This is a genomic window from Alcaligenes sp. Marseille-Q7550, from assembly GCF_965112015.1.
In genome coordinates this window covers 441073-457794 of record NZ_CBCOPU010000002.1, presented here as the reverse complement: position 1 = coordinate 457794, position 16722 = coordinate 441073, and the positions used below count along the sequence as shown (strand labels likewise).

General features: G+C 62.4%; 14 protein-coding genes and 3 tRNA genes. 14 read left to right on the top strand and 3 right to left on the bottom strand.

Features of this window, described 5'->3' with window-relative positions:
* The first annotated feature begins 125 nt into the window (after positions 1–125).
* Both rpsO and pnp read left to right on the top strand, forming a co-directional pair.
* Positions 126–395 (top strand): 30S ribosomal protein S15, encoded by a 270-nt coding sequence (gene rpsO, locus ACWPWO_RS11460; protein ID WP_394060981.1) that lies wholly within the window; start codon positions 126–128, stop codon positions 393–395.
* Between the two features lie 89 nt (positions 396–484).
* Entirely contained in the window at positions 485–2623 is a 2139-nt protein-coding gene (gene pnp / locus ACWPWO_RS11455; RefSeq protein ID WP_454006703.1) for a polyribonucleotide nucleotidyltransferase, read from the top strand.
* Between the two features lie 838 nt (positions 2624–3461).
* On the opposite strand, the gene ACWPWO_RS11450 is transcribed toward pnp, so the two are convergent.
* The 3 genes from ACWPWO_RS11450 to ACWPWO_RS11440 form a co-directional block, all read right to left on the bottom strand.
* A complete protein-coding gene (locus ACWPWO_RS11450) occupies positions 3462–3704 on the bottom strand; it encodes a YjhX family toxin (protein ID WP_454006702.1) in 243 nt (80 codons plus the stop codon).
* A gap of 233 nt (positions 3705–3937) precedes the next feature.
* Positions 3938–4023: transfer RNA gene (locus ACWPWO_RS11445), tRNA-Leu, on the bottom strand.
* A gap of 13 nt (positions 4024–4036) precedes the next feature.
* Positions 4037–4126, bottom strand: a tRNA-Ser gene (locus ACWPWO_RS11440).
* 241 nt (positions 4127–4367) lie between these two features.
* Between ACWPWO_RS11440 and ACWPWO_RS11435 the strand changes: the two genes are divergently transcribed.
* The 12 genes from ACWPWO_RS11435 to nuoG all read left to right on the top strand — a co-directional run bounded on the left by ACWPWO_RS11435 (position 4368) and on the right by nuoG (position 16722).
* Positions 4368–5342, top strand: a complete 975-nt coding sequence (locus tag ACWPWO_RS11435) for an NAD(P)H-quinone oxidoreductase (RefSeq protein ID WP_454006701.1) — start codon at positions 4368–4370, stop codon at positions 5340–5342.
* Between the two features lie 154 nt (positions 5343–5496).
* Positions 5497–6297 (top strand): triose-phosphate isomerase, encoded by an 801-nt coding sequence (gene tpiA, locus ACWPWO_RS11430; protein ID WP_454006700.1) that lies wholly within the window; start codon positions 5497–5499, stop codon positions 6295–6297.
* Positions 6298–6314: 17 nt separating this feature from the next.
* On the top strand, positions 6315–6749 hold the full coding sequence (gene secG / locus ACWPWO_RS11425) for a preprotein translocase subunit SecG (protein ID WP_454006699.1): 435 nt from the start codon (positions 6315–6317) through the stop codon (positions 6747–6749).
* 231 nt (positions 6750–6980) lie between these two features.
* Positions 6981–7065: transfer RNA gene (locus tag ACWPWO_RS11420), tRNA-Leu, on the top strand.
* A gap of 859 nt (positions 7066–7924) precedes the next feature.
* Entirely contained in the window at positions 7925–9091 is a 1167-nt protein-coding gene (locus tag ACWPWO_RS11415; RefSeq protein WP_454006698.1) for a porin, read from the top strand.
* Positions 9092–9611: 520 nt separating this feature from the next.
* Positions 9612–9971, top strand: a complete 360-nt coding sequence (locus ACWPWO_RS11410; protein ID WP_394060967.1) for an NADH-quinone oxidoreductase subunit A — start codon at positions 9612–9614, stop codon at positions 9969–9971.
* Positions 9972–10116: 145 nt separating this feature from the next.
* Entirely contained in the window at positions 10117–10593 is a 477-nt protein-coding gene (locus ACWPWO_RS11405; RefSeq protein ID WP_003801059.1) for a NuoB/complex I 20 kDa subunit family protein, read from the top strand.
* 26 nt (positions 10594–10619) lie between these two features.
* Positions 10620–11231 (top strand): NADH-quinone oxidoreductase subunit C, encoded by a 612-nt coding sequence (locus ACWPWO_RS11400; protein WP_394060964.1) that lies wholly within the window; start codon positions 10620–10622, stop codon positions 11229–11231.
* Between the two features lie 5 nt (positions 11232–11236).
* A complete protein-coding gene (locus ACWPWO_RS11395) occupies positions 11237–12490 on the top strand; it encodes an NADH-quinone oxidoreductase subunit D (RefSeq protein WP_394060962.1) in 1254 nt (417 codons plus the stop codon).
* A 28-nt stretch (positions 12491–12518) separates the two neighbouring features.
* Positions 12519–13013, top strand: coding sequence for an NADH-quinone oxidoreductase subunit NuoE (nuoE, locus tag ACWPWO_RS11390; protein WP_394060960.1), 495 nt, complete (start codon positions 12519–12521; stop codon positions 13011–13013).
* On the top strand, positions 13010–14377 hold the full coding sequence (nuoF, locus tag ACWPWO_RS11385; protein WP_454006697.1) for an NADH-quinone oxidoreductase subunit NuoF: 1368 nt from the start codon (positions 13010–13012) through the stop codon (positions 14375–14377). The genes nuoE and nuoF overlap by 4 nt, the downstream gene beginning before the upstream one ends.
* Before the next feature lie 14 nt (positions 14378–14391).
* The gene (gene nuoG, locus ACWPWO_RS11380) at positions 14392–16722 is read left to right on the top strand and encodes an NADH-quinone oxidoreductase subunit NuoG (RefSeq protein WP_454006696.1); all 2331 of its coding nucleotides are present in this window, start codon (positions 14392–14394) and stop codon (positions 16720–16722) included.

Genomic DNA, 16722 nt, shown 5'->3' with positions numbered 1-16722 from the left:
GAAACCCTGAACTGCGCCGGGCTTTGTGGTTATAATGGCCGCTTGTGTCCGGCGGACACATTCAATTCAATGTCAAACACGTTAGGGCACCTCGGTCCTAACGCATGTCCTAGAGGCTAAATAAAATGGCAGTTGCAGATATCAAAAAAGTCGATATCGTTTCCGAGTTTCAGCGCAAACAAGGCGACACCGGTTCCCCAGAAGTGCAAGTGGCCCTGCTGACCGCTCGCATCAACGAACTGACCGACCACTTCAAGGCTCACAACAAGGATCACCACTCCCGTCGTGGTCTGCTGCGCATGGTCAGCCGTCGCCGCAAACTGCTGGATTACCTGAAAGGTCGTAATCCAGATGCTTACCGTGCACTGATCGAAAAACTCGGTCTGCGTAAGTGATACCGGGGCTGGTTCCCCGCTAGACAACCGTGCACACTGCGAACCGGTTTCGCAGTGTGCACGGTTTTTTTATTGTAAGGATTCTCCTAATGTTCAATAAAGTCACCAAGTCCTTCCAGTACGGCGAACACACCGTCGTCCTGGAAACCGGGGAGATCGCACGTCAGGCGTCAGGTGCCGTGCTGGTTTCCATCGAAGACACCGTCGTGCTGGCCACCGTCGTGGGCGCCAGCAAGGCCAAGCCCGGCCAGGATTTCTTTCCCCTGACCGTGGATTACGTCGAAAAGACCTATGCGGCCGGCAAGATCCCCGGCGGCTTCTTCAAGCGCGAAGGCAAGCAGTCCGAGCGCGAGATCCTGATCTCCCGCCTGATCGACCGTCCGCTGCGCCCGCTGTTCCCTGAAGGCTTCTATAACGAAGTCCAGGTCATCATCCATACGGTCTCGGTCAATCCCGAGATCGATCCCGATATCGCCGCCATGCTGGGCGCCTCCGCCGCCCTGGCCATCTCGGGCATTCCATTCAATGGTCCCGTGGGCGCCGCCCGCGTCGGCTATGTGGACGGCCAGTACGTGCTGAACCCTTCGGCCACGCAACTGAAGTCCTCGGACCTGGACCTGGTCGTGGCCGGCACCGAAGCCGCCGTGCTGATGGTGGAATCCGAAGCCAAGCAACTGTCCGAAGAAGTCATGCTGGGCGGCGTGGTCTACGCCCACGAGCAGATGCAGGCCGCCATCAATGCCATCCACGAACTGGTGGAAGAGGCCGGCAAGCCCGAATGGGACTGGCAGCCCGCTCCCGTCAATGAAGCGCTGCTGACCGCCGTCACCGCCGCCGCCCAGGACGGCCTGACCCAGGCCTACCAGATCCGCGAAAAACAGGCTCGCACCGAACAGGTCCGCGCCGTCTACGCGCAAGTCAAGGAAACGCTGGCCGCCCATGCCCAGGCCAAGGGCGAAGAGCAGCCTGATTCCGTGGCCGTGGACAACATCCTGTTCGACCTGGAAAGCCGTATCGTGCGCACCCGCATCCTGAGCGGCGAATCCCGCATCGACGGCCGTGATACGCGTACCGTGCGCCCCATCAGCATCCGTCTGGGCCTGCTGCCGCGCGCTCACGGCAGCGCCTTGTTCACGCGCGGCGAAACCCAGGCGCTGGTCGTCACCACGCTGGGCACCAAGCAGGACGAGCAGATCATCGATTCCATCATGGGCGAATACCGTGATCGTTTCATGCTGCACTACAACATGCCTCCTTTCGCCACCGGCGAAGCCGGCCGTTTCGGCGCGCCCAAGCGCCGCGAGATCGGTCACGGCCGCCTGGCCAAGCGTGCCCTGAGCCCGCTGCTGCCAGCCGCCGAGGACTTCCAGTACTCCATCCGCATCGTCTCCGAGATCACCGAGTCCAATGGCTCGTCCTCGATGGCCTCCGTGTGCGGCGGCTCGCTGTCCATGATGGACGCTGGTGTGCCTGTGCAGGATCACGTGGCCGGCGTGGCCATGGGCCTGATCAAGGAAGGCAACAAGTTTGCCGTCCTGACCGACATCCTGGGCGATGAAGACCACCTGGGCGATATGGACTTCAAGGTGGCGGGCACCGAGAAGGGCATCACGGCTCTGCAGATGGACATCAAGATCCAGGGCATCACCAAGGAAATCATGCAGGTCGCCCTGGCCCAGGCCCACGAAGGCCGCATGCACATCCTGTCCAAGATGAAGGAAGCCATCGACGGTTCCCGCACCGAGATGTCCGAGTTCGCTCCCCGCATGCTGACCGTCAAGATCAACCCCGAGAAGATCCGCGACGTGATCGGCAAGGGCGGCGCAACCATCCGCGCCCTGACCGAAGAAACCGGCACGCAGATCGACATCTCCGATGACGGCACCATCACCATCGCCAGCGCCGACCTGGAAAAAGCGCGTGAAGCCGAGCGCCGCATCAAGGAACTGACGGCCGAAGTGGAAGTGGGCCAGGAATACGAAGGCCCCGTGATGCGTCTGCTGGATTTCGGCGCCATCGTCCAGGTCCTGCCTGGCCGCGACGGCCTGCTGCACATCTCCGAGATCGCCAACTACCGCATTGCCAACATCAATGATGTCCTGAAGGTTGGCCAGGTCGTGAAGGTCAAGGTCATCGAAGCCGACGAGAAAGGCCGTCTGCGCCTGTCCATCAAGGCGATCGGCGGCATCGAAGCCCAAGGCGGCCCGTCCGCTCCAGTGGCCCAGTAAGCCTGCGCATCTTCGGATGCCGAAAAAGCCCGTCTTCGGACGGGCTTTTTTTGGTTCTTCGAAGAATTCCGGGGATTCCTCCTTGATTGGCGAGCTGTTTGGGCCAATCGAAAAGAACCTCGGGTTCTCGCAAGGCCGGCCGGGGCGGGCCGGCTTGGCTGGGTCCTTCGCCCGCGCTGCGCGCGGGTTTCCTGGTCAGGATACGGGGGCGGGCGGGGCGTAAACTCGCAGGGTGATTCGTCCACTGGACGAATCACAAGCGCCCTGCTCGAGCAGCACGCCCCTTGCTTCCCGCCCCCGCATCCCGCCTGCGGCGAAGGCCCTGACTCGCCCGCCGGCCCGCCCCGGCCGGCCTTGCGAGAACGGCGCCGCTGTTTTGGCCCAAACAGCGGGACGTCCGCGCAAAAGCCGCACAACGTATCAACCATCCGCTGAGTTTTCCGCTTGGTATGGATGCCTAGGGCCGGGTCGATGCCATCGGCATTTTGAGCCGTTCAAGGCGCGGGTAGATCGGACGGGGCGGGTCGGATGGCTTGCCGCAGGCGGGGCGCGGGGACGGGGGGCAAGCGTCGTTCTGTTCGACGGCGGCGCTTGTTGCTCGCCTGGGAGGCGAGCAACCGCCGGAGTTAACGACGCGCCCGGCCAGGCGCCCCGACCAGGGCACCGGCGCACCGCGCCGGCAAGCCGTCAGCGCCGTCCGATCTACCCGCGCCTTGAACGGCGTCTTCAAAAACCGGTTCAGCATCGACTTGGCAATTCAGTACCCGGAATTCCTCGAAGAACCTTTTTTTGGCCTGGTCTCACCGTGTCTGTTGGCCGGGCAGGCGCCTGGACCGTCCTAGGCTTGCATGGCAAGCAGGCCGGCGCGGCTGATCACATAGATGCCTGTGCCGTGCGAGCGGACCAGGCCTCGCGTGCGCAGCCGTTTCCAGGTGTCCGCGGTGGCGCCGCTCATGACCCAGCCTTCTCGGGACAGGAAGGTGACGGATTCGATCTTCTTGTGCGCATCGCGCTTGACCTGGATGTGGCCGCCTTGGGCCAGCATGAGCAGGACGCGGCGCTCTTGACGGGAAACGTTCATGGCCGCCCTCCGGGAGCAGAATGCCGGGCGGACGCGGAAAAGGCCGGAGCGCAAGCTCCCGCCTGTAAAAAGACAAGCATGATGAAAAACCGGAAAAAATACGCAGAAAGACGCCAGACGGTAGGTCCGGGTCAAGGGCTTGTTGGGTGTTGCTGCGGGCCTCTGCGCATAGGTCTCCGGTGGCGGGGCAGGAAGCGTCCTGCGCCCTGGTCGCCCTGAATAGGGCGGGCAAGTGGTGCATCCAGCCGGAATCGAACCGGCACGATCAAGGATCGAGGGATTTTAAGTCCCTTGCGTCTACCAATTCCGCCATGGATGCAGCGGGAGAAACTTGGCGGAAGCGGTGAGATTCGAACTCACGGATGGGTTGCCCCATCGCCGGTTTTCAAGACCGGTCCATTCAACCGCTCTGGCACGCTTCCTGTTTTCTTGGCTTTTGTTCGGCTCCGCGCCTTGGGGCGGGGCGCCGTTCCCCGCCCAGACAGGCGGGAAAGCTCTAAAGTGTAACGTAAAAGGCCGGGAGCGTCATCGGAATATTGTGGTCGTCGCGGCGGCTTTGCCAGGCAGGGCAGGGCGCATATGGTAGATTGCGGGGATAAGGTGAGAGGGCCGCTGCACGGCGCGGGGCCTTTCGTCATGGAATTCTGAACATAGGGAGCAGGCATGCGAGCCATTGAAATTGCTGAGTTTGGCGGTCCGGAAGTATTGCGCGTGGTGGAGCGGCCCATGCCGCAGCCGGGCGCGGGAGAGGTGCTGGTCAAGGTGCTGGCGGCGGGCGTCAATCGCCCGGATGCGTTGCAGCGCGCGGGGACCTATCCGCCGCCGCCCGGTGCCTCCGATCTGCCGGGGCTGGAGTTGGCGGGAGAAATCGTGTCCGGCGATCTGCAGGGCAGCGAGTTCAAGATTGGCGATCAGGTCTGCGCCCTGGTGACCGGCGGCGCCTATGCGGAGTACTGCGTCGTGCCCGTGCAGCAATGTCTGCCCATTCCCGCCGGATTCAGCCTGGTCGAGGCCGCGGGCCTGCCCGAGACCTTCTTCACGGTCTGGAGCAATGTGTTCGAGCGAGGCGCCCTGACGCATGGCGAAACCCTGCTGGTGCATGGCGGAGCCAGCGGCATCGGCACCACCGCCATCCAATTGGCGGTCGCCCTGGGCAACACGGTCTATGCCACGGCAGGCAGTGACGAGCGCGTGGAGGCCATCAACCGCCTGGGCGGCATCGGCATCAACTACAAGACTCAGGCCTACGAAGAGGTCATCAAGGCCAAGACCGGCGAGCGCGGCGTGGACGTCATCCTGGACATGGTGGCCGGCGACTACATCGACCGCGACCTCAAGTGCCTGGCGGACGACGGCCGTATCGTCATCATTGCCCTGCTGGGCGGCGCCAAGGCCACCATCAATTGCGGTGAGATCCTGCGCCGCCGCCTGACGGTGACGGGCTCCACCCTGCGCCCGCGTCCGGTCGCCTTCAAGGCGGCCCTGGCCCGGGCCCTGCGCGAACGCGTGTGGCCCTTGCTGGAATCAGGCCAGGTCCGGCCGGTGGTGCACGCGACGTTTCCGCTGGAGCAGGCCGATCGCGCCCACGCCATGATGGAGGCGGGCGAGCAGGTGGGCAAGATCATCCTGGTGCCTTGAGCCGCAAATGGATCGTCCGGGAGCGCCCGTTGGTTTTTCCACGTCTATTTGGGCCAATGTCGAGCGAAATCGCCAAGCTCGCGCTACAATAGCGGGTTAGCTGCGTCTGCATTGCGGGCGTCGGGTGTAACTTCTGACTGACATCAAGGGAGCAATGGGCGTACCTTCTTTGCGAAAACGACTGGTTGCGGGCAATTGGAAAATGAACGGTTCGCTCGATGGCAACCGCCGTCTGCTGGATGAGTTGCTTGCCCAGCCTGATGTTCAGCCGTCCGCGGCCCAGCCGAACGCGGCCCGGCCGGATGCGGCCCAACCGAATGCGGCCCAGCCGGAATGCGAGGTGCTGGTGTGTGCGCCGTATGTATACCTGCCCCAGCTGGCCGACGCCCTGCAGGAATCGGGCATCGCCCTGGGCGCCCAGGACGTCAGCGTGCATGCCAAGGGGGCCTATACCGGCGAGGTATCCGCCTCCATGCTGGCGGACATTGGTTGCAAGTGGGTCATCGTCGGCCATTCGGAACGGCGGCAGTACCATCAGGAAAGCAGCGCCCTGGTGGCTGCCAAGGTGGTGGCGGCCCTGGATGCGGGTCTGACGCCCATTGTCTGCATCGGCGAGCTGCTGGCTGATCGCGAAGCAGGGCAGGCGGCCTGTGTGGTGCAGGACCAGCTCGAGCCGATCAAGGCGCTGGGCAAGGATGTCGTGGAACGCATCGTGCTGGCTTACGAGCCGGTCTGGGCCATCGGTACCGGACTGACGGCTACGCCGGGGCAGGCGCAGGATATGCACGGGCAGATCCGCGCGTTCATGGAGTCGGATCGGCTGCGCATTCTGTACGGCGGCAGCGTCAAGGCGGACAACGCCGCCGAGCTGTTCGCCATGCCGGATATTGATGGTGCCCTGGTGGGCGGTGCGTCTCTGGATGCACGGGAATTCTTACGTATTGTGGCCGCTTGAGGCCTCGGAGTCTTTGAATGCAACATTGGATGTCTTCCGTTCTGATGGCCGTGCAGGTCATTTCCTCGCTGCTGATTATTGGCTTGGTGCTGCTGCAGCAAGGCAAGGGCGCCGACATGGGCTCCGCATTTGGCGGTGGTTCCGCTGGCAGTGTCTTCGGTGCCGCGGGCGCCGCCAATTTCCTGTCGCGCATGACCAAATGGGCGGCCATTGTGTTTTTTGCCTCGACCGGCGGCCTGGCCTGGATGGCGCACCATCCCGCCAAGCAGGCGGAATCCGGCGTGATGCAGGGTTATGAGTCCCCTGTGCCCGGCGGCGCTCCTTCCGGAGCTTCTTCCGTACCTGCACCCGCCGCTGCGCCCGCCGCCGTTCCCTCCCCAGCGCCTTCGTCGGTGCCGGCAGCTCCTTCGGCCGCCCCCCCTCGTCCCGCAGGCCCAGGAGCAGAGTCCTGAACCCGCTGCCGGTGAGCAAGCCCCCAAGGCGGAGTCGGAACCGGCCGCCAAGCCCTGATCTCTATATATAGAGAGGGGATCGAAAAGCCCGCCGTCAGGCGGGTTTTTTCACGGACTGCGCCTTGGTTTGTCGCGCCGAGTAAACGAAATCCTGTTTTTCCTGCGAAGGGCGGGGCCCGAATGCTGACAAGCCATTCTTTCTCGTGCTAATATCGCTGTCTTGATTGCCTTGCCGACGTGGTGGAATTGGTAGACACGCTATCTTGAGGGGGTAGTGGCGAAAGCTGTACGAGTTCGAGTCTCGTCGTCGGCACCATCGCATAAGTAAAAGTGCGCAGCGCACGCTGCCAGATAAAACCTGATCCGATTGCGGACAGGTTTTTTTTTGCCTGCAAATTGGCCGGCGCTTCAATACGGGGTCGTGGGTTCGTATGCTGGGCAGGGTGTCTGTTTCGCTAGTGCGGCTTGCCGACGATGGATGTTTCAGTCCTGTGATTGGCTTCGTATGCCTCGGCAGGTTCGGGACGCCGGACGTGCAATGACAATGACTGCTGTGCGTCAGGGCTCTTCTGTCTGGAAACTTGTCTTGGATTCGTCATGCGCAGAGCAGCCGGCAGGGATTGTTTTGTATGCGAAATTGTCTGCCCTGGGGCAGGGAGCGTCATCGGCGTTGCCCCCATTTGCTCGTGCTTGATCCTGCTTTGAGCGGTGAAATTTTCGCAAGGGCATGTGGCTGATTTATCAGCCCAAGAGAAATCGAGCGGACATGAAGCCGCCGGGATCGCGCCTCGGCGTGAACAGGGAGCGGCGCCGCCAAGCGGCGACTGTTTCCGGGCTCGCTGGCTGCTCGAATCGAAAAAGAGAGGCTTTCGAACGGCTTGAAAAGGGGACTTAAAGCAAGTTCTCAAGAGTGCCTTGGGTCATCAGGCCGCTAATGGTCCTGTAAAGGCCGCCAAACCACGGGTAAACCCTTGCGGCACGGGCGTTGTGACTTTGTTTTGTTGTGTATAGCCAACAAGGCGCGCACAAAGATTCACGATTCTGAATGGTTTCGTAGTCAAGCGTCGGGAATTTTGATGCAATAACGTTAACTTCCCATCGCGGAGTTAGAAAGAGCAGCAGCACTGTTGTAGTTGGGCTGCTCTGATTTACTCAAATCTACGGAGATTTCTTACATGAAAAAGACTCTGCTCGCTGCTGCTCTGATGGCCGGCTTCGCTGGCGTCGCACACGCAGAAACGTCTGTTACCCTGTACGGTATTCTGGATGGCGGTATTGGTTACCAAAAGCTGAAGTACAACGAAGCCCTGTACCTGTCCAATGTGGATGCTGGTGACTTCTCCCAGAAGCGCACCGGTTTGATCAACGGCATCCAGTCCGGCAACCGCTGGGGTCTGAAGGGTTCCGAAGATCTGGGTGACGGTCTGCGCGCTGTGTTCGTTCTGGAAAGCGGCTTCGACCTGGGTACCGGTAACTCCGCTCAAGGTGGTCGTCTGTTCGGCCGTCAAGCCACTCTGGGTCTGGCTGGCGACAGCTGGGGTCAACTGGACTTCGGTCGTCAAACCAACATCGCTTCCAAGTACCTGCCAGGCGTAGCCGATCCTTTCGGCGGCGGTTTCGACCAAGCTAACATCGGTGGTGCATTCACTGCAGCCAGCACCGCTCGTTACGACAACATGGTCATGTACCAGACCCCCAACTTCTCCGGCTTCCAGTTCGGCGTTGGCTACTCCTTCAACGTGAACGGCAACCAGGCTTACAAAGTTGACGGCGGCAGCGAGCGCAACAAGCGCGGCGTTACCACCGGTCTGCGTTACGCTAACGGCCCTGTCGGCATTGCTCTGACCTACGACCAGTTCAAGACTCCTGAGAACCTGGCTGGCGACAGCACCTCCGTCAAGTCCTGGAACATCGGCGGCAGCTACGACTTCGAAGTCGTGAAGGCTTACCTGGCCTTCGGTCAGACCCGCAATGGTCTGTTTGCTACTCAAGACTACGCTGGTAGCACCGGCCTGCTGAAAGATGCTGGCATCGACAGCAGCATGATCGGTCTGGACGGTCTGAAGATCAACTCCTACCTGGTCGGTTTGTCCGCTCCTGTTGGCGCTGGCAACCTGATGGCTTCCTGGACCATGGCTGACGCCCGTTCGGCTCCAGACGCGCTGGCTAACAGCACGCTGTCCTGGGAAATGAAGAAGCAGCACACCTACAGCCTGGGTTACAGCCACCCACTGAGCAAGCGCACCAACGTGTACGCTATCGGCTCCTACGCCAAGAACGTGTACTTCGTGCCTAGCGCCAAGTCCACTCTGATCGGCGTTGGTCTGCGTCACCAGTTCTAATTGTGCCGCGTAGCTTGTCTACGCGCTCAATGGCAAGCCTTCGGGCTTGCTGAACTGACTAGCAGTACAAGCTGTACGAAAAAGCCACCCGCAAGGGTGGCTTTTTCTATGCCCGATAATCCAGGGGACGGCCGGGTGTCGGCAAGCCGGGCAAGGCTGCATGGCTGAGTTCCATCGCGGCATGGGCGGGTGCGTGCCGGCTTGGTTCGGCTGGGCAATGGCACATCTTTTCTGATGAGCTTGTGGTTACAAATTAGATGCGAGTGGGCGTGTTTTTCCTGCTGGATATCTGACATAAACCTGACAAAAGAGGGTAGAATAAATATCCAGGTGCAGAAAACTCAACCTTAAATAATCCAAATAATCAATAAGGAACTGGGTTTTGTAAGGCGGCTGAGGGATTTTTGCTGCGCATGCGCAACATCGCCGTCAAGATGTAATGGTTTGGGGTTATCCCTCAAAACTGTGCTCTCAAAATGCTACAATCCAAGAGTTTATTTACTGCGATTGGATGCTTTGCATGAACCTGCAAGAGTACTTTCCCGTTTTGCTGTTTATCATTGTCGCCACGGGCATCGGCCTGGCGCTGCTCACGGCCGGTCGGCTGCTGGGCCCGAACCGTCCCGATGCCGAAAAGCTCTCGCCGTACGAATGCGGTTTCGAAGCGTTTGGCGACTCCCGCATGAAGGTGGACATCCGCTACTACCTGATCGCGATCCTGTTCATCATGTTCGACCTGGAAATCGCTTTCCTGTTTCCCTGGGCCATGGCCAATGGCACCGTCGGCCTGGTGGGCTTCTGGACTGTCATGGCCTTCCTGGCCGTGCTGACGGTCGGCTTTATCTACGAATGGAAAAAAGGCGCCCTGGACTGGGAGTAACCCTCCAGTCGGAGGTCCGCGCGGCGGGTCTTCGCGTCTCTTGCTGAACTCAAGGCGCACCGGGATGCGCCTTTGCGGCGGCAAGTTTGGTCAGCAATAGGATCGGCGGGGTTCTCCGGGCCGGATCCGGCAAAAGGCAACTACTATGGCTATCGACGGCATTCTCAAAGAAGGTTTTGTGACGACCAGTGCGGATAAGTTCCTTAACTGGGCAAAGACGGGGTCCATGTGGCCCATGACATTCGGCCTGGCCTGTTGTGCGGTGGAAATGATGCACGCGGGCGCGGCGCGTTACGACCTGGACCAGTTCGGCATCATCTTCCGGCCCAGTCCCCGTCAGTCCGACCTGATGATCGTGGCGGGCACGCTGTGCAACAAGATGGCTCCCGCCCTGCGCAAGGTGTACGACCAGATGGCTGAACCGCGCTGGGTCGTATCCATGGGCTCCTGTGCGAACGGCGGCGGTTATTACCACTACTCCTACTCCGTCGTGCGCGGCTGCGACCGCATCGTGCCGGTCGACGTCTACGTGCCGGGCTGTCCGCCCACGGCCGAGGCCCTGGTCTACGGCCTGCTGCAGATGCAGAACAAGATCCGTCTGACCAACACCATTGCGCGCTGATCGGCTAGAACAGGCTTAGAAAGACTATGACACGGCTAGAAACACTGAAAACCAACCTGCTCGCCGTCCTGGGCGAACAGGCCGCGCTGACCGAGGCGCTGGGCGAGCTGACCCTGGAAGTGCCGGCGGACGCCTGGGTGGACACCTGCACGCTGCTGCGCGACCACGCTGACCTGCGCTTTGAAACCTGTATCGACCTGTGCGGCATCGATTATTCCGCCTGGAAGGCGCCCACATACCAGCCTGTGGCCGGCCAGTTTCCCTATCGCTTCGCCGTGGTGCTGCACTTGACCTCGTTGACGCACAACTGGCGCCTGCGCGTGCGCTGCTTCGTGCCCAACGACGACTTTCCGACGCTGCCCACGCTGTTCGAGGTCTGGCCGTCGGTGAACTGGTTCGAGCGCGAGGCGTTCGACCTGTACGGCATCATTTTCGAGAACCACCCGGACCTGCGCCGCATCCTGACCGACTATGGTTTCATCGGCCATCCTTTCCGCAAAGACTTCCCGATTTCCGGCTACGTCGAAATGCGCTATGACACCGAGCAGAAGCGGGTCATTTACCAGCCCGTCACCATCGAGCCGCGTGAGATCACGCCGCGCGTGGTGCGCGAGGACGACTACGGAGTAGGGCGTTAATCATCATGGCAGAAATTCAAAACTACACCCTGAACTTTGGTCCCCAGCACCCGGCCGCCCACGGCGTGCTGCGCCTGGTGCTCGAGCTGGACGGTGAAGTCATCCAGCGCGCCGATCCGCACATCGGCCTGCTGCACCGCGCTACGGAAAAGCTGGCCGAGCATCGCACCTATCTGCAGACGCTGCCGTACATGGATCGTCTGGACTACGTGTCCATGATGGTGAACGAGCACGCCTATTGCATGGCCGTCGAAAAGATGGTCGGCGTGCAGGTTCCGCTGCGCGCGCAGTACATCCGCGTCATGTTCGACGAGATCACCCGCATCCTGAACCACCTGATGTCCGTGGGCTCGCATGCCCTGGACGTGGGCGCCATGGCCGTGTTCCTGTATGCCTTCCGCGAGCGCGAGGACCTGATGGACTGCTACGAGGCCGTCTCGGGCGCGCGCCTGCACGCAGCCTACTACCGTCCCGGCGGCGTGTATCGCGACCTGCCCGACAGCATGTCGCTGTACAAGGGCAACAAGTACCGTTCCGAAAAAGAGCTCAAGGCCATGAACGAGGCTCGTTCGGGTTCCCTGCTGGACTTCATCGAGGACTTCACCAACCGCTTCCCGGCCTGCGTGGACGAGTACGAAACCCTGCTCACCGACAACCGCATCTGGAAGCAGCGCCTGGTGGGCATCGGCGTCGTGGATCCGGAGCGTGCCAAGGCCCTGGGCTTCACCGGCCCCATGCTGCGCGGTTCGGGCGTGGAGTGGGACCTGCGCAAGGTCCAGCCCTACGAAGTCTACGACCGCATGGAATTCGACATTCCGGTCGGCCGCAACGGCGACTCCTACGATCGCTACCTGGTGCGCATCGCCGAGATGCGCGAGAGCAACCGCATCATCCGCCAATGCGTGCAGTGGCTGCGCAACAATCCCGGTCCCGTCATCACCGACAACCACAAGGTCGCACCGCCGTCGCGCGAACGCATGAAGTCCGGCATGGAAGACCTGATCCACCACTTCAAGCTGTTCTCCGAAGGCATGCACGTGCCGACCAGCGAAGTGTACGCCGGCGTGGAGCATCCCAAGGGCGAATTCGGCATCTACCTGGTGTCCGACGGCGGCAACAAGCCCTACCGCCTGAAGATCCGCGCCCCGGGCTTCGTGCACCTGCAGGCCCTGGATGAAATGTGCCGCGGCCACATGATCGCCGACGCCGTCACCATCATCGGGACGCAGGACATTGTGTTTGGCGAGATCGACCGCTAGGTCGCGCCTGGAAATACGGAACCGAATTATGTTGCTTTCCGAAAAAGCCTACCAACAGATAGATCGGGAACTGGGCAAGTTCCCGGCCGACCAGCGTCGTTCCGCCATCATGGCATCGCTGGCCATCGCCCAGCAGGAAAAAGGCTGGGTCTCGCCCGAGATCATCGCCGACGTGGCCCGCTACATCGGTGTGGAACCCATTGCCGTGCAGGAGGTCGCCACCTTCTACAACATGTTCCACACCAAGCCCGTGGGCCGCGTGACCATCTCGGTCTGCACCAACCTGCCCTGTGCGCTGCGCGACGGCGTCAAGGCAGGCGAATACCTGAAGGAAAAGCTGGGCATCGATTACGGTGAAACCACCGCCGACGGCCAGTTCTCCCTGATCATGGGAGAGTGCATGGGTTCGTGCGGCGACTCGCCCGTCATGCTGCTGAACAATCAGCACATGTGCGTGCGCATGGAAGCCGAGCGCATCGACGCCATGCTCGAAGAACTGAAGAAACACGGAGAGTCGGCATGAGTGCACCGGACATTCTGCGCAAGCTCGCCCAGGGGCTGGAGCCCAATCCCGGGGCCGACCTGTCGCGCAGCATGATTTTTCATGATCGCCACATCGAGCCCCAGATCCTGGCCGGCCTGAACGGCGACAACTGGGGTCTGGAAGAATACGTCAAGCGCGGCGGCTACGAGGCCCTGCGCAAGGTGCTGACCAGCGGCATGAAGCCCGAGGACGTCATCGCCGAAGTCAAGACCTCGGCCCTGCGCGGCCGCGGCGGCGCGGGCTTTCCAACCGGCTTGAAGTGGAGCTTCATGCCGCGCGCCATCCCCGGCCAGAAATACCTGGTGTGCAACTCGGACGAGGGCGAGCCCGGCACCTTCAAGGATCGCGACATCCTGCGCTTCAACCCGCACATCGTGATCGAGGGCATGGCCATCGCCGCCTATGCCATGGGCATCAGCGTGGGCTACAACTACATCCACGGCGAAGTGTTCGAGATCTACCAGCGCTTCGAAGAGGCGCTGGAGCAGGCGCGCGCCGCCGGTTTCCTGGGCGACAACATCCTGGGTTCGGGCTTCAACTTCCAGTTGCACGCCTTCCATGGCTACGGCGCCTACATCTGCGGCGAGGAAACCGCGCTGCTGGAATCGCTGGAAGGCAAGAAAGGCCAGCCGCGCTTCAAGCCGCCGTTCCCCGCCAGCTTCGGCCTGTACGGCAAGCCCACCACCATCAACAACACCGAGACCTTCGCCGCGGTGCCCTGGATCATCCGCAACGGCGGCCAGCAGTACCTGGAAGTGGGCATTCCCAACGCCGGCGGCACCAAGATCTTCTCGATCACGGGCGTCGCGGAGCGTCCCGGCAACTATGAAGTGCCCCTGGGCACGCCTTTCGCCAAGCTGCTGGAGCTGGCGGGCGGCATGCGCGGCGGCCGCAAGCTCAAGGCCGTCATTCCCGGCGGCTCGAGCGCTCCCGTGCTGCCGGCCGACATCATGATGGCCACCAACCTGGATTACGACTCCATCGCCAAGGCCGGCTCCATGCTGGGCTCGGGCGCGGTCATCGTCATGGACGAGACGCGCTGCATGGTCAAGTCGCTGCTGCGCCTGTCGTACTTCTACTACCACGAAAGCTGCGGCCAGTGCACGCCCTGCCGCGAAGGCACGGGCTGGTTGTGGCGCATGGTGCATCGCATCGAGAACGGCCAGGGTCGCAAGGAAGACCTGGACATGCTCGACGACATCGCACACAACATCATGGGCCGCACGATCTGCGCCCTGGGTGACGCCGCCGCCATGCCGGTGCGCAGTTTCGTTAAGCATTTCCGCGACGAGTTCGCACACCACATCGAGCACAAGAGCTGTGTGGTGCCTCAATATCTGTAGGCCAGGACAACGTAATGGTAGAACTCACCATCGATGGCATTAAAGTTGACGCCCCGGAAGGCAGCATGGTCATTCAGGCTGCCCATGACGCCGGGGTCTATGTGCCGCACTTCTGTTATCACAAAAAACTGAGTATTGCCGCCAACTGCCGCATGTGTCTGGTGGACGTGGAAAAAGCGCCCAAGCCGCTGCCGGCCTGCGCCACGCCCGTGACCAACGGCATGGTCGTGCGTACTCGTTCGGAAAAAGCCATTGCCGCCCAGAAAAGCGTCATGGAGTTCCTGCTGATCAACCACCCCCTGGATTGCCCCGTGTGCGACCAGGGCGGCGAATGCCAGCTGCAGGACCTGGCCGTGGGCTACGGCGGCTCCGAGTCGCGCTACAAGGAAGAAAAGCGCGTGGTGGCCCCCAAGTCCATGGGACCGCTGATTTCCACCGACGCCATGCAGCGCTGCATCCACTGCACCCGCTGCGTGCGCACGGGCGAGGAAATCGCCGGCGTGCAGGAAGTGGGCATGCTCAACCGTGGCGAACACTCTGAAATCACCACCTTCGTGGGCAAGGCCGTCGAATCCGAACTGTCGGGCAACATGATCGACGTCTGTCCCGTGGGCGCGCTGCTCTCCAAGCCGTTCCGCTTCAACGCCCGTACATGGGAACTGGCCCGCCGTCGCAGCGTCAGCCCCCACGACAGCGTGGGCGCCAACCTGGTGATCCAGGCCAAGATGGACAAGGTGCTGCGCGTGGTGCCCTTCGAAAACGAAGAGGTCAACGAGTGCTGGATCAGCGACCGCGACCGTTTTTCCTACGAAGGCCTGTATACCGAAGACCGCCTGACTCACCCCATGGTGCGCGGCGATGACGGCCAGTGGCGCGAGGCGTCCTGGAACGACGCCCTGCAGACCGTGGTCGCCGGCATGAATGCCGTGCGCGAGAAGTTCGGCGCCGACCAGCTGGGCTGCATCGGCTCGGCCACCTCCACCACGGAAGAACTGGCGCTGCTGGCCCGCCTGGGCCGCGCCCTGGGCACCGAGAACGTGGACTTCCGCCTGCGCCAGACCGACGCGCGCCTGGACGGCGCCCTGGCCGGCGTGCCCTGGCTGGGTCTGCCCCTGACCGAACTGAACAATCTGGATCGCGTCCTGGTCGTGGGCTCCTTCCTGCGCAAGGACCATCCTCTGATGGCCCAGCGCCTGCGCCAGGCCGTCAAACGCGGCGCCCAGGTGTCCTTCATCGATTCCGCCGCCGACAATCCGCTGTTCCAGGCCATTGCAGGCCGTCTCACCGTGGCTCCCAGCCAGTTGGCCAACGCCCTGGCCGAAGTCCTGGTGGCCGTGTCCAAGGCCAAGGAAAGCGCCGTGCCTGCCGGGCTGGAAGGCGTGCAGGTTTCCGCCCAGGCCCAACAGATCGCCGACAGCCTTGCCTCGGGCGAGCGCGTGGCCGTGCTGCTGGGCAATATGGCCGTCAATTCGGACCAGGCCAGCGTCATTGCCGCCAATGCCTCCGCCATCGCACAGGCCAGCGGCGGCAAGCTGGGCTTTCTGACCGCCGGCGGCAACACCGTGGGCGGCTATCTGGCCAATGCCGTGCCGGGCAAGGGCGGCCTGACCGCCGAACAGATGCTGGCGCAATCCCTGCGCGCCTACCTGGTGCTGAACGTCGAACCCGCCCTGGACAGCGATCTGGGCGAGCGCGCCGTGGAAACCCTGAAGTCCGCCACGTTCTCCGTGGCCCTGACGTCCTACCGCTCGGCCGCCGAGGCCTGGGCCGACGTCATGCTGCCGGTTTCTCCCTTCACCGAAACCTCCGGCACCTTCGTGAACGCCGAAGGCCGCGTGCAGAGCTTCAAGGGCGCCGCCGCTCCCCTGGGCGACACCCGTCCGGGCTGGAAGGTGCTGCGCGTGCTGGGCAATCTGTTCCAGCTCGACGGCTTCGATGACGAGACCTCCGAATCGGTGCGTGACTCCGTCATGGCCGCCGGCGTGGAATCGCGCCTGTCCAACCAGATCAAGCTGGCCCCTTCGGTCGTGGCAGCCGCCAGCGGCCTGGAGCGCGTCGCCGACGTGCCCATCTACCGCAGCGACGCCCTGGTGCGCCGTTCGGCGCCCTTGCAGGCCACGCCGGCTTCGGCCGCGCCGCGCGCCCGCATGGCCGCCGCCACCCTGGCCCGGCTGGGCCTGGCCGACGGCGATCTGGTGCGCGTCCGCTCCTCGCAAGGCGAAGTCACCCTGCCAGTCCAGCTGGACGACACCGTTGCGCCATCGTCGGTGCGCGTGGCCACGGCTTTCCCTGAAACCGCCGCACTGGGCAGCGCATTCGGTCAACTGACAGTGGAGCGTGCATAA

Excerpts from the sequence above, each read along its gene's own strand:
- rpsO (WP_394060981.1), top strand. The coding sequence starts at position 126 with ATGGCAGTTGCAGATATCAAAAAAGTCGATATCGTTTCCGAGTTTCAG.
- pnp (WP_454006703.1), top strand. The coding sequence starts at position 485 with ATGTTCAATAAAGTCACCAAGTCCTTCCAGTACGGCGAACACACCGTC.
- ACWPWO_RS11450 (WP_454006702.1), bottom strand. The coding sequence starts at position 3,704 with ATGAACGTTTCCCGTCAAGAGCGCCGCGTCCTGCTCATGCTGGCCCAA.
- ACWPWO_RS11435 (WP_454006701.1), top strand. The coding sequence starts at position 4,368 with ATGCGAGCCATTGAAATTGCTGAGTTTGGCGGTCCGGAAGTATTGCGC.
- tpiA (WP_454006700.1), top strand. The coding sequence starts at position 5,497 with ATGGGCGTACCTTCTTTGCGAAAACGACTGGTTGCGGGCAATTGGAAA.
- secG (WP_454006699.1), top strand. The coding sequence starts at position 6,315 with ATGCAACATTGGATGTCTTCCGTTCTGATGGCCGTGCAGGTCATTTCC.
- ACWPWO_RS11415 (WP_454006698.1), top strand. The coding sequence starts at position 7,925 with ATGAAAAAGACTCTGCTCGCTGCTGCTCTGATGGCCGGCTTCGCTGGC.
- ACWPWO_RS11410 (WP_394060967.1), top strand. The coding sequence starts at position 9,612 with ATGAACCTGCAAGAGTACTTTCCCGTTTTGCTGTTTATCATTGTCGCC.
- ACWPWO_RS11405 (WP_003801059.1), top strand. The coding sequence starts at position 10,117 with ATGGCTATCGACGGCATTCTCAAAGAAGGTTTTGTGACGACCAGTGCG.
- ACWPWO_RS11400 (WP_394060964.1), top strand. The coding sequence starts at position 10,620 with ATGACACGGCTAGAAACACTGAAAACCAACCTGCTCGCCGTCCTGGGC.
- ACWPWO_RS11395 (WP_394060962.1), top strand. The coding sequence starts at position 11,237 with ATGGCAGAAATTCAAAACTACACCCTGAACTTTGGTCCCCAGCACCCG.
- nuoE (WP_394060960.1), top strand. The coding sequence starts at position 12,519 with ATGTTGCTTTCCGAAAAAGCCTACCAACAGATAGATCGGGAACTGGGC.
- nuoF (WP_454006697.1), top strand. The coding sequence starts at position 13,010 with ATGAGTGCACCGGACATTCTGCGCAAGCTCGCCCAGGGGCTGGAGCCC.
- nuoG (WP_454006696.1), top strand. The coding sequence starts at position 14,392 with ATGGTAGAACTCACCATCGATGGCATTAAAGTTGACGCCCCGGAAGGC.